An 11,744-nucleotide genomic window follows, 5' to 3' on the forward strand; every position below is an offset into this window, starting at 1 on the left:
AGGGTGTGGCGAGTTTTTTTGTGCCCGCTGGAGTGCAATCCATGAGCCTTTTCTCTGCCCACCTGTTGCCTTGGAGCGCCCTGCTGCTGGTGCTCGACGCCCTGCTCTGGCACCTCGTCCCGTTCAAGCATCGCGCGCCAAAGGTCGGTGTGCGGCTGGCGCTGTTTCTGGCGTTCAGCGCGCTGATTATCAACGCTGGCGTCAGTCCGTTGCAGACACCGTTGATTGCCGATGACCAGGTGGCGCAACTTGGTGCAACGGCGCTGGGGATTATCTGGTGGTTGTACACCGCACGAGTGCTCACCGAGGTGTTCGGTCTGGTGCTGATGCGTCGCATAGGTCACAGCGGCCGTTTGCTGCAGGACGTAATCGGTGCGCTGGTGTTTCTGGCCTCTATCGTCGCGGCCGCCGGTTATGTGCTGGATCTGCCGGTCAAGGGTCTGCTGGCGACTTCCGGCGTGTTCGCCATCGTGGTCGGTCTGGCGCTGCAAAGTACGTTGGCCGACGTGTTCTCCGGCATTGTGCTCAACACCACCAAACCCTATCAGGTGGACGACTTTGTGGTGATCGATGGCGTCGAAGGCAAAGTGCTGGACATCAACTGGCGTGCCACGCACCTGTTGAGCAACGCGGGCACGATGGCCGTGGTGCCGAACTCGGTGGCGGCCAAGGCCAAGATCGTCAACCTCAGCCGCCCGAACAACCTGCACGGGGTGTCGATCAGCATCAAGGTGCCGAACCACATCCGCCCACGCCGGGTGCTCGACGCCCTCGACCGCACGCTGCAAGGCAGCAGCAGTCTGTTGCTGTCGCCCGCACCAAAAGCGGTGCTCGTCGATGCTGGCGAAGAGATGTCCGAATACGTAGCCAGCGGGTTCATCGCCGAGCTGGGCAAAAAGAGCGACGTGCGCAATCAACTGTTCGACCTCGCCCATCGCCATCTGGAAGCGGCCGGCATCTCGCGACACCCCGACGGCGTGATCGAACCCTCGACCCGCGCCCGCGCACTGCTCGATGAAGTGAAGATTTTCCGCTCGCTGAGCCATGAGGAACGCGACCGCCTCGCCGAATCGATGGTCGCGCAACAATACGCCGCCGGCGAGGTGGTGCTGGATCTGGCTGAAGTGCCGGACAGCCTGTTCGTGATCGCCACCGGCGTCGTCAGCGCCAGCGTGCCGGACGGCAATGGTTTCACCGAGGCCGGTCGCATGGGGCCAAGCGAAGTCATGGGCGAACAGAGCATCCTGGCCGATACGCCGTCACAGGCGACGTTCACCGCGCTGACATCTTCGATCATCTACCGTCTCGACAAGAACCTGACCCGCCAGTGCATGGAACAGCGCAGCGAAGTGGGCCGGGCGTTGAACAAGTTGCAGGCGGTGCGCCAGCAAAACAGTCGGCAGGCGTTGATGGCCAAACCGGTGCCGATCAGGAAAGGTGGGTTTCTGGGATGGTTGCAGAAGCGCTGATGCAGAGGACATTCAAGCAGTACAAAAAAATGCCCGCACATCGCGGGCATTTTTCTTCAACGCCTTACTTGGCGGTGAACTTGGTGTAGCTGTTGATCAGGTTGCGGTAGTTCGGCAGACGCTGGGACAACAGGTTGGCCAGGCCTTCCATGTCGTTGCGCCAGTCGCCTTGCAGCTCGCAGGCCACGGCGAACCAGTTCAGCAGGTGTGCACCCGCCGCCGACATGCGTGCCCACGCCGCTTGTTGCACGGTGGTGTTGAAGGTGCCGGAAGAGTCGGTGACCACGAACACTTCAAAACCTTCGGCAATGGCCGACAGGGTTGGGAACGCCACGCAGACGTCAGTCACCACGCCGGCGATGATCAGTTGCTTGCGACCGGTGGCCTTGATGGCTTTGACGAAGTCTTCGTTGTCCCAGGCGTTGATCTGGCCTGGACGCTGAATGAACGGCGCGTCCGGGAATTGCTCGCGCAGTTCAGGCACGATCGGGCCGTTCGGGCCTGCGTCGAAACTGGTGGTGAGGATGGTCGGCAGGTTGAAGAACTTGGCGATGTCGCCCAGGGCCAGCACGTTGTTCTTGAATTCGTTGGGCGAGAAATCCTGCACCAGAGAGATCAGGCCGGTCTGGTGATCGACCAGCAGCATAACGGCGTCATCTTTGTTCAGACGTTTGTAAGGAACGTTGCTCATGTGAAACTCCTCGGAGGGTGATGAGTGAAGCGTCGACCACACATGGCCGACGCTTTTGTTGCAAGACTCAGAACGCGAAGCAGGAACAGCCGAAGGCGCCCCAGAAACCGGCGAAGTCACTCACCGGCACGTTCGACATACGGGCCTTCTCATGGCTGTGGGTATGCACGGCGCACGGGCCGCTGCACTGGTGCACCTGCGCCTGCATCGGCGCGTTCGGCCGCCAGTGTCCCGGAACCTTCGCCACCGGCGACCAGTCCGGCAGCACCGGCAGGCTGACAGGCCCGAGTTTTTCGAAGTCGCCGGCGGCGTACACCACCTTGCCGCCGACCACGGTCAATACCGACTCGATCCACTTGATCGCTTCTTCCTCGACGCTGAAGAAGTCCGCGCTCAGCGCCGCCAGGTCCGCCAGTTGTCCGACCTTGATCTGGCCCTTCTTGCCTTGCTCCGACGAGAACCAGGCGCTGCCATGGGTGAACAGTTCCAGTGCAGTGGTGCGCGGCAAACCTTCCTCGTACAGCGCCAGGCCACCGACGGTACGGCCGCTGACCATCCAGTACAGCGAGGTCCATGGATTGTAGCTGGACACTCGCGTGGCATCGGTGCCGGCGCCGACCGGTACACCCTCGGCCAGCATGCGCTTGATCGGTGGCGTAGATTCGGCGGCCTGCTTGCCGTAGCGGTCGACAAAATATTCACCCTGGAACGCCATGCGGTCCTGGATCGCAATACCACCGCCCAGCGCCCTTACCCGCTCGATGTTCTGTGGGGTGATGGTTTCAGCGTGGTCGAAGAACCATGGCAGGCCGTTGAACGGAATGTCGCGGTTGACCTTCTCGAACACGTCGAGCATGCGGCTGATCGATTCGTTGTAAGTCGCGTGTAGACGGAACGGCCAGCGCTGTTCCACCAGGTGGCGGACCACCGGCTCCAGCTCCTGTTCCATGGTCTGCGGCAGGTCCGGACGCGGTTCGAGGAAGTCCTCGAAGTCCGCCGCCGAGAACACCAGCATCTCGCCGGCGCCGTTGTGCCGCAGGTAGTCGTCGCCCTGATGCAACTTGACGCTGCCGGTCCAGTTCTGGAAATCGGTCAGCTCTTCTTTTGGCTTCTGGGTGAACAGGTTGTAGGCGATGCGGATGGTCAGTTGCTCGTCCTTGGCCAACTGCTCGATCACTTGATAATCGTCCGGGTAATTCTGGAAACCACCACCGGCGTCGATCGCGCTGGTCAGGCCGAGGCGGTTGAGCTCACGCATGAACTGGCGGGTCGAGTTGACCTGATATTCCAGCGGCAGCTTCGGCCCCTTGGCCAGGGTCGAGTACAGAATCATCGCGTTCGGCCTTGCGACCAACATGCCGGTCGGATTGCCGTTGGCATCACGCACGATTTCGCCACCCGGCGGGTTCGGCGTGTCGCGGGTGTAACCGGCAACCCGCAATGCAGCGCGGTTGAGCAAGGCGCGGTCGTACAAATGCAGCACGAACACCGGGGTGTCTGGCGCCGCCTGGTTGAGCTCTTCCAGGGTCGGCATGCGCTTCTCGGCAAACTGGAATTCGTTCCAGCCACCGACTACCCGTACCCATTGCGGCGTCGGTGTGCGGTCAGCTTGCTCCTTGAGCATGCGCAACGCATCAGCCAGGGACGGCACGCCTTCCCAGCGCAGTTCGAGGTTGTAGTTCAAACCACCACGGATCAGGTGCAGGTGCGAATCGTTGAGGCCAGGGATAACACAGCGGCCCTTGAGGTCGATCACCTGGGTGCCCGAGCCGCGCAGGGCCATGGCCTCTGCATCGTTACCGACAGCAACAAAGCGTCCGTCCTTGATCGCCACGGCACTGGCCAGCGGTTTTTCCCGGTCTACGGTATGAAATTGGCCATTGAATAGAATCAGATCGGCGTTCATCGCAGTTCCTTCGTCATCAGTGAAATGAAGCAAAAAGCGCCGACTCAGCGTGGCGAATTTGCGTTGGATTCGAGGTGCTCCCGTGGCTGACTGGCCGTCAGCCACGGCGCAAACAAGCGAGTCGCGGCCGGCATGCACACGTACACCACCGACACCACGATGGTCAGGGTGATCAGGAACGTGGCGACCAGGTAGTTGGAGAGAAAAGCGTTGAGTTTGAGCAGCGGCCCCCAGAGCAGCGGCACCAGCAAGGTGTGCGGCAGAATTACCAGCAACGACACCACGGCCTGCTTCCAGCGCGGTGGCGGCGAGGCGGCATCGGCCAGCGGCGCGAACCAGAATTCGTTGACCGGGTTGACCTCGGTCTGGTCGCCGTCGGCCAGCATCGGCGCGGCTTCATCGATCAACGATTGACGTTGCGGCGAATCGAGCCAGTGCTGCATGGCCTCGGTGGAGCAAAAGCGCAGCACGCAGGTAAACATGTCCAGGCCAGCGTTCTTGCCGCGGATCACGTCCACGCCCAGATGCCCCTCCGTGCGCCCCGCTACGCTGACGATGTTGCGCAGCCAGGCTTCATAGGCTGCTTCGAAACCGGCCTTGACCCGGTGCTTGACGATCAGCGTCACGATCTCATCGGACCCCGGCGCTTTTTGAGTTTGGGCTTCAGACATAACGGAGCACTCCGGGCAAACGGACATTGAGCGCCAGCCGTCCAGGCCCGGCGATAAACACAGAGGTGAAGATGATCAACAACAGCCAGCCGAACTGCCCTTCGGCCACACTCCACTGCGGGTGCACGACCAGCAGCGCCACCAGCAGCACAAACAGAATAGGCAAGCACGCCAATCGCGCCAGGACACCGGCGACGATCAATAGCGGGCACAGGACTTCGGCGAAAATCGCCAGGATCAGCGTGAGGTGGGCACCGAGGTGGAATGGGTCTTCGATCAGTTGCAACTGCGCGTTGAAGTCCAGCAGCTTGGGCAAGCCGTGAACCCACAGCAGAAACAGACCACCGCTGACCCGCAAAAACAGCAGCCCGACATCCCGCGCCTGTTCATCCCGTTGCGAAGCGTTCATGACTCACCCCTGTTCAATCATTGGATTGAATAGTGCCGCCAAGGGGTAGGGAAAAATTGAATGTACGTGCTCTCTTTGCACGGCGGGAACACCATACACAGACAACGCAACCCCTGTGGCGAGGGGGCTTGCTCCCGCTGGGCTGCGAAGCGGCCCAAAAACCTGCAGTCACCGTCTGTCTGGCAAACCGCATACACAGGTTTTACGACTGCTGCGCAGCCGAGCGGGAGCAAGCTCCCTCGCCACAGGGATCAGCGTTTGACCTCAGGTCATAGGGCCGGGTCGGCCTTCAGCTCCAGGCTATCCAGCGCCCGATTCACCGCCAGCTCGCCGAACATGATGAGCTGCGCGACGCCCAGTATCGTATTGCGCTGCGGCCCCTCCAGAAACCCGGCGCAGTCACTGGCGATCACCTTGGCCGAGGCAAAGGACTCACGGCGCAAGGATCTGTAGCTTTCAGGAAGTAACGATCAACACCTTTAAACACTGCACGTCGAATACCAAAACCCTCCAGCCCCGCCTCTGGTCAACGAGTGTCTATGACAGTGTATTCCCGCACTTCGAAATCCGTCCTGGCCGCCGAACCAGGCACCTGATCCGTACACACCGAGAACACGATAGACAATATGCTCCCAGGCCTGAGCGCCAGCAAATAGACGGCCGGTATGATCGTGCTGTAGCCACCAGACGTAACCCATGCTCGATGAACCGCGTTGCGCGAGTCCGTCCAAATGGGCAAATTGTGCTCGACGCCGCTGGCATTGCGGCCTGTCAACATCAACGACAATCGTTGTCCGATCGCAATATGTAGCCAGATGCCAAGCGCCAGCGTCCCTCCAGCAATGACATCCTTCAGATCAAGCTCGGTTGTACCCTTCGCTTCGGCAATCACCGGGGAAATGAGCGATTCCTTCGGGATAGGCAGAACATTTAACGGCCAGGGCAACGATGTGACGGGAGCCGATGAACCACGCCTGTAGGTGAACGAGATACCCGCCGCCTTGCCGATGCTGAAAGGCACCAATGAAGTGCGCAACGATATTTCCATGGGCATGGTGCCCACCGGGACAGGGCTTGTGGTAAGCGAACCCGCTGCCGGTGTGCCTGGCTCGGCAGTCCAGTTCACGCTGACCAGGTCGGTAGACTCACTGGCGTAATTCAAGACAGCGGTCAAATGTGTCGTTGCGTTAATCGGGTTCAAATTGGCGTCATCTAGCGCTTCCTTGATCGTCACTTCCCGGCTTACCACCGCGCTTGTCAGGACGATGTAGTTTCGATGGGCAAACAGCTGGGCAAGGGACTCATCCAGGCTCCCTTGCAGCCCCACCATCAACTTCAGGGTCAGTACGCTGCGGTCCTTGAGCCCGTGCAGGGCAATGGCGGAGTGGCTTCGCTCGTAAAAACCGAAACGGATGAATTCGTCAGTGATGATATTGCTCGGCGCACTCCAGTACCTCATACGGAAATTGCTGCCGTCGGCGTTCTTGCCCTCAAGCCACAACCAAAGGAATTGACCCCGAGCGCTCAAGGGCCACGCGTTGATACGCAGGGTAACGTCGGTCAGGCCATTGATGTCCAGTATCGGACCTTCCCCGGACTGTTCTGCCTGGGTGATGAAGGGGCGAGGTAAATCGCGTTGCGCCAGAGGCAGCACGTACACGACCTGTGGCTCTGAAGTCACGGGTGCAGCGGTGCCGCGAATGATGGTGTAAGTCACCGTCACCGTTTGGCCCAGATTGAAGATCACCAACGAATTAGGGAGTCGACTCACCAGCGGCCGAGTGCTACCGGCGTTGATGAAAGCCGTGGCGAGAGAGCCGTTTGGTCCGGAGCCCGGAGCACCTGTCCAGGTCACACTCACCTGATCGGCGTCCTGCAACGCCGGATCGGTCACCTCGATCGTGAGGGTATTCCTCACGTCCACCGGATTGAGGAGGGACTGGTTGGCGCTTTCCTGGATGACAGGAGACGGTGGGCCGCTGGCGCTTACTGTGGTTGTAGCGATGTTCATTGTGCTTTCCCTGTGCATGATCGATCCGGCCCCCGAAAGAGCATTGAATGAATCACACACCGACGTACGGGCACGCGCTACTGTCAGAACTTATAGGTGAGTGGCTGTTTCAGACGAACGGTGCAGCGCGGTTTCGCCTTACACAGCAGGAATATCCAGCGAGGCCGACATGAACTGGCTGATCCTCGATCGCAGCCATTTCTCGGCAGGATCGTTGTCATGCACCCCGCTCCAGGCCATCGACAGTTGCGCGGCGTCGATGGGGAACGGCGGATCTTCGGCGCGCAACCCACAACCCTCAACCAACGCACACGCGGCGTAATCCGGCACGGTGGCGATCATCTCCGTGCCAGCGAGCAACGCGCGCAAACCACTGAATTGCGGCACGCCCAGCACCACGCGGCGGGTGCGGCCGACCTTGGCCAGGTCGAGGTCGATGTTGCCGCTCAGGTCGCCGGAGAACGACACCATCGCATGCGGACGGGCGCAGTATTCGTCGAGAGTCAGCGGCCCCGGGCGGTCATCGCCGCGCAGGACTTTGCAGGGGATGTCCCGCAGCTTCTTGCGCTTGGCATTGGCCGGCAGATCGGTGGTGTAGCTCACCCCCACCGAGATTTCCCCCGACGCCAGCAACGCCGGCATCAGCAGATAGTTGGCGCGGCGCACCACGACCACGATCCCCGGCGCCTCTTCCTGCAACTGGCGCAGCAACGGTGGAAACAGCCCGAACTCGGCATCGTCCGACAGCCCGATGCGAAACACATCGCAGCTGCTGGCCGGCTCGAACTCTTTGGCGCGGCTGACCGCCCCCGAGATGGTGTCCATCGCCGGTTGCAGCTCCTTGAGAATCGCCAGCGCCCGCGCCGTCGGTTCCATGCCGCGACCGTTGCGCAGCAACAACGGATCGTCGAACAAATCACGCAACCGGCCCAGCGCGGCGCTCACTGCTGGTTGGCCCATGAACAGCTTTTCGGCGACGCGGGTCAGGTTTTTTTCGAACATCAGCGCTTCGAAAATCACCAGCAGGTTCATGTCGACGCGGCGCAGATCATTACGGTTCATGGGCACGGTTCCCTTTTGTGTTCAGCCAGGCGCAAGTGTGTCGGACTTTACTCGATCATCGGCACTTTCGCCGCTCGTTTGTATGGCCCGTACTCGATCGGCACCCACTGGAAATGCTTGTCCACTGCGGTGATATGGCCGACACCCGGAAACGGCAAATGCGCTGCCGTGACCCAGATCTTGCTCGCCGCCGCATCGCTGAACACCTTGGCACGGCTCTTGATCGCCTGCTGATTGTCGACGTCGAAACGGATCGATACCTCGGGATGCTCGAACTGCACCGCCAGGTTATGCACCAGATCGCCCATGAACAGAATGCTCTGGCCCTGGGAGTTGAACCGATACGTGGTACTGCCCGGTGTGTGTCCGGCCTCCAGCTCGGCATCGACAACACCCGGCACTGGCGACTGCCCGGCAGTAAAGGTCTTGAAGCGGCCCGCAGCGACATATGGCGCGGTGGAGTCCTGGGCGATCTTGAAGAATTCCCTGGCACCGGCCGGTGCCTTGGCCATGGCCTGGGGGTCAAGCCAGTAATCGGCTTCTGCCTTGGCCGCGTAGACCGTGGCGTTCGCGAACACGGGCTTTTGCTGCCCATCCACCAACCCGCACACATGGTCCAGATGCAGGTGGGTGAGCAGGATGGTATCGACCTGTTCCGGCTGATAACCGGCGGCTTTCATGTTCGCCGACAACTGGCCCGCCGTGGCGCCGATGCACTGCCCTGCCCCGGTATCCACCAGAATCAATTGTTTGCCGGTGTTCACCAGAAACGCGTTGAACGCGGTTTGCACCCCCGGCGTTTCAATCGAACGACGAGCCAGCAACGCGCGGATCTGGTCTTGGGTCAGCCCCTCGAGCAGTTTGGGCGACAGGTCGTTGTAGCCATCGAACAACGCCGTCACCTCGTAGTCGCCCACCGCGAGCCGGTAATAACCGGGCACCTGAGTGTTCACCTGAGCCGGTGCCTGGGCCAGGCTGATGCCAGACATCAGCGCCAATGCCAGGCCAAGTCCGCCAAGTGTGCAAACGCGGGATTGCTTCATGAGATCACCCTTGATCGAGCCAGAAAAAGCGGCCCAGTCCAGGCCGCTACACGTCGCCCATCTTGCATGACCGTGCATCGGCGCGAATTGCAGTGATGTGCTCAGTTGGCGCATTTTCACCCTTAAGCCTGACTGCGGAATTAACAACGTTTAACTCGCAAGCCAAAGTCCTCGCGGCCAAGAATGAAGCCTTCTGCGCAGACTTGTTTTTCAGACAAGGGAACGTGCTGACCCACCGTGCAGTGCATCCGCGCGCGCCCATCGACACGGACATTGGCCATGGCTCTCATTCAGCAAAACGCGATCAAGGCGTGTGCCATTGAAACGCAAAAGAAAACCACGGGGGGCCTTAGCCCCTGGCGCGAAACTCTGGTCAAGCAACTGATCCTCGACCACCTCGACGACACCCTGGAAGTGACCGAACTGGCACGGGTCTGTGCCCTGTCGCGCAGTCATTTTTCCCGTGCGTTCAAATGCAGCACCGGTGTTTCGCCGCAGGACTGGATCCGACAGCAACGCATTGCCCGAGCCAAACAATTGATCCAGGACACCGACCTGACCCTGACGCAAATCAGCCTGGAATGTGGCTTCTGCGACCAGGCGCATTTCTCCCATATCTTCACCCGCAGCGAAGGCATCACACCGTTTGCCTGGCGCTGCCGTGCCATGCGTACTCTTCCCTCTCACAACAGCAAAAGATCGCAGCCTTCGCCAGCGCCTACAGGTGCTCACATGTCCCTGTAGGCGCCGGGGCCTTTGATTTTGATCAGCCCTTGATGAACGCCAGCAGATCTTCGTTGAGTTGATCCTTGTGGGTATCGGTCAGGCCGTGTGGAGCTCCCGGATAGACTTTCAATGTGGAGCCCTTGACCAGTTTTGCCGAGGCGATGCCCGAGGCTTCAATCGGCACCACCTGATCGTCGTCGCCATGCACCACGAGGGTCGGCACGTCGAACTTCTTCAGGTCTTCGGTGAAGTCGGTTTCAGAGAACGCCTTGATGCAGTCGTACGCATTCTTGTGGCCGGAAGCCATGCCCTGCAGCCAGAACCAGTCGATCATGCCTTGCGAAGGTTTGGCACCCGGCCGGTTGAAACCGAAGAACGGACCGCTGGCCAGATCCTTGTACAACTGCGAACGGTCGACCAAAGACGCCTGACGAATACCGTCGAACACTTCCATTGGCAGGCCACCCGGGTTGGTGTCGGTCTTGAGCATCTGCGGCGGCACCGATGAAATCAGCCCGGCCTTGGCCACGCGTCCAGTACCGTAGCGACCGATGTAGCGCGCCACTTCGCCACCGCCAGTGGAGAAACCGAACAACACAGCGTTTTGCAGATCCAGATGCTCGATCAACTGCGCCAGGTCATCGGCGTAAGTATCCATTTCGTTGCCGAACCATGGCTGGCTCGAACGACCGTGACCACGGCGGTCATGGGCGATGACCCGGTAGCCTTTGGAGGCCAGGAAGATCATCTGCGACTCCCAACTGTCGGCGTTCAACGGCCAACCGTGGCTGAAGACGATCGGCTGACCGGTTCCCCAGTCCTTGTAGTAAATCTCGGTGCCGTCTCGGGTAGTAAAGGTGCTCATTACGACTCTCCTGATGCATGGGTTTACGACGATTAACAAGAGGTTTGAGCCAGGCGTTCGGCCAGGCGCGCCACCCGCTCGCCCAAATGTGCGGCGGTGCGGCGGTCTTCCAGGGGCGGAGCAAATTCGGGGGATTGTTCGACGTTCGATTGGGCCATCGCCCCCAGCGAACTGCCGAGTCGGTTCAACTGCCCGTCGAACAGGCCAAGGCTGCTGCGCGCCGGCAGCAGGTCGAGGCCGACCCAGATCATCGAGTGCTGGGCGGCGAACACCGCCATCTGCAGCAAGGTATTGAGCTTGTCGCCACACAGGCATCCGGAGTTGGTAAACCCGGCAGCGAGCTTGTCGCGCCAGGGCTGGGCCAGGTAGAACGAGGCGGTGGCCTCCATGAAACCCTTGAAGGCTGCCGAGGCGTTGCCCATGTAGGTGGGGGCGCCGAAGATGATTGCATCGGCACGGTGCAAGCGCTCCCAGTGGTCGTCCACTTCCTCCACCGGAATCAGCCGACAGGTGCTGCCCAAGTGTCGTTCCACCCCCAGGCCCACGGCTTCGGCCATGACCCGGGTGTGCCCGTAACCACTGTGATAGACCACCACCACGTTGCTCATTCCGGCTCCTCCAGAAGTGTTCGTCCTTTTTGCGGCACGCTTTTTGTTGCACTTTCTGTTGCAAAAAGGCCGATACCTTCGGCTACTTGAAGAAATGGATTTTTGAGCGTAGACCGGATCGGTACGAGTTAAACGTTGTTAATTTTCTGCCGTACACCCATGGCCCCGGCGTGCCGTTCACCAGCGCTGAGTCCAATAAATACGGGGCCGCCGGGCACTGACGGCAAGGCCGCAGCCGTTGTACCTGCTGTCGAGATGTATGACGCCACGTTGCGCTACCGAA

Annotated in this window: 11 protein-coding genes and 1 pseudogene; 2 read left to right on the top strand and 10 right to left on the bottom strand. The window is 60.5% G+C overall.

Annotation, left to right across the window (positions count from 1 at the left end):
* Positions 1-41: 41 nt before the first annotated feature.
* Entirely contained in the window at positions 42-1,469 is a 1,428-nt protein-coding gene (locus AC1RL4_RS19580; RefSeq protein WP_230175505.1) for a mechanosensitive ion channel family protein, read from the top strand.
* Between the two features lie 64 nt (positions 1,470-1,533).
* Here AC1RL4_RS19580 and ycaC read toward each other — a convergent pair whose 3' ends face one another.
* From ycaC to AC1RL4_RS19620, 8 genes and pseudogenes are all read right to left on the bottom strand, one after another.
* A complete protein-coding gene (ycaC, locus tag AC1RL4_RS19585) occupies positions 1,534-2,160 on the bottom strand; it encodes an isochorismate family cysteine hydrolase YcaC (RefSeq protein WP_018925558.1) in 627 nt (208 codons plus the stop codon).
* 67 nt (positions 2,161-2,227) lie between these two features.
* A complete protein-coding gene (locus AC1RL4_RS19590; RefSeq protein WP_019580116.1) occupies positions 2,228-4,066 on the bottom strand; it encodes an amidohydrolase in 1,839 nt (612 codons plus the stop codon).
* 44 nt (positions 4,067-4,110) lie between these two features.
* Positions 4,111-4,737, bottom strand: a complete 627-nt coding sequence (locus AC1RL4_RS19595) for an antibiotic biosynthesis monooxygenase (protein ID WP_018925556.1) — start codon at positions 4,735-4,737, stop codon at positions 4,111-4,113.
* Complete coding sequence (locus AC1RL4_RS19600) at positions 4,730-5,146, bottom strand: DoxX family protein (protein ID WP_019580114.1); 417 nt, start codon at positions 5,144-5,146, stop codon at positions 4,730-4,732. Before AC1RL4_RS19600 ends, AC1RL4_RS19595 begins: the two co-directional genes overlap by 8 nt.
* A 269-nt stretch (positions 5,147-5,415) precedes the next feature.
* Positions 5,416-5,580: pseudogene (locus tag AC1RL4_RS19605) on the bottom strand (DUF6124 family protein); the annotation flags it as partial.
* 92 nt (positions 5,581-5,672) lie between these two features.
* Positions 5,673-7,157 carry a hypothetical protein gene (locus tag AC1RL4_RS19610; protein WP_493119956.1) on the bottom strand — a complete coding sequence of 495 codons (1,485 nt, stop codon included), beginning with the start codon at positions 7,155-7,157 and terminating at the stop codon, positions 5,673-5,675.
* 138 nt (positions 7,158-7,295) lie between these two features.
* Positions 7,296-8,219, bottom strand: a complete 924-nt coding sequence (locus AC1RL4_RS19615) for a LysR family transcriptional regulator (RefSeq protein ID WP_028941290.1) — start codon at positions 8,217-8,219, stop codon at positions 7,296-7,298.
* A gap of 47 nt (positions 8,220-8,266) precedes the next feature.
* Positions 8,267-9,262, bottom strand: coding sequence for an MBL fold metallo-hydrolase (locus tag AC1RL4_RS19620; protein WP_019580111.1), 996 nt, complete (start codon positions 9,260-9,262; stop codon positions 8,267-8,269).
* 279 nt (positions 9,263-9,541) lie between these two features.
* Here AC1RL4_RS19620 and AC1RL4_RS19625 point away from each other — a divergent pair, with 279 nt between their 5' ends.
* Positions 9,542-10,006, top strand: a complete 465-nt coding sequence (locus AC1RL4_RS19625) for a helix-turn-helix domain-containing protein (RefSeq protein WP_018925550.1) — start codon at positions 9,542-9,544, stop codon at positions 10,004-10,006.
* A 22-nt stretch (positions 10,007-10,028) separates the two neighbouring features.
* Here AC1RL4_RS19625 and AC1RL4_RS19630 read toward each other — a convergent pair whose 3' ends face one another.
* Both AC1RL4_RS19630 and AC1RL4_RS19635 read right to left on the bottom strand, forming a co-directional pair.
* Positions 10,029-10,853, bottom strand: a complete 825-nt coding sequence (locus tag AC1RL4_RS19630; RefSeq protein ID WP_230175506.1) for an alpha/beta fold hydrolase — start codon at positions 10,851-10,853, stop codon at positions 10,029-10,031.
* A gap of 32 nt (positions 10,854-10,885) precedes the next feature.
* On the bottom strand, positions 10,886-11,461 hold the full coding sequence (locus AC1RL4_RS19635; protein WP_493119959.1) for a flavodoxin family protein: 576 nt from the start codon (positions 11,459-11,461) through the stop codon (positions 10,886-10,888).
* Between the last annotated feature and the right edge of the window lie 283 nt (positions 11,462-11,744).

Source organism: Pseudomonas sp. GW822-FHT07A10 (assembly GCF_058798795.1).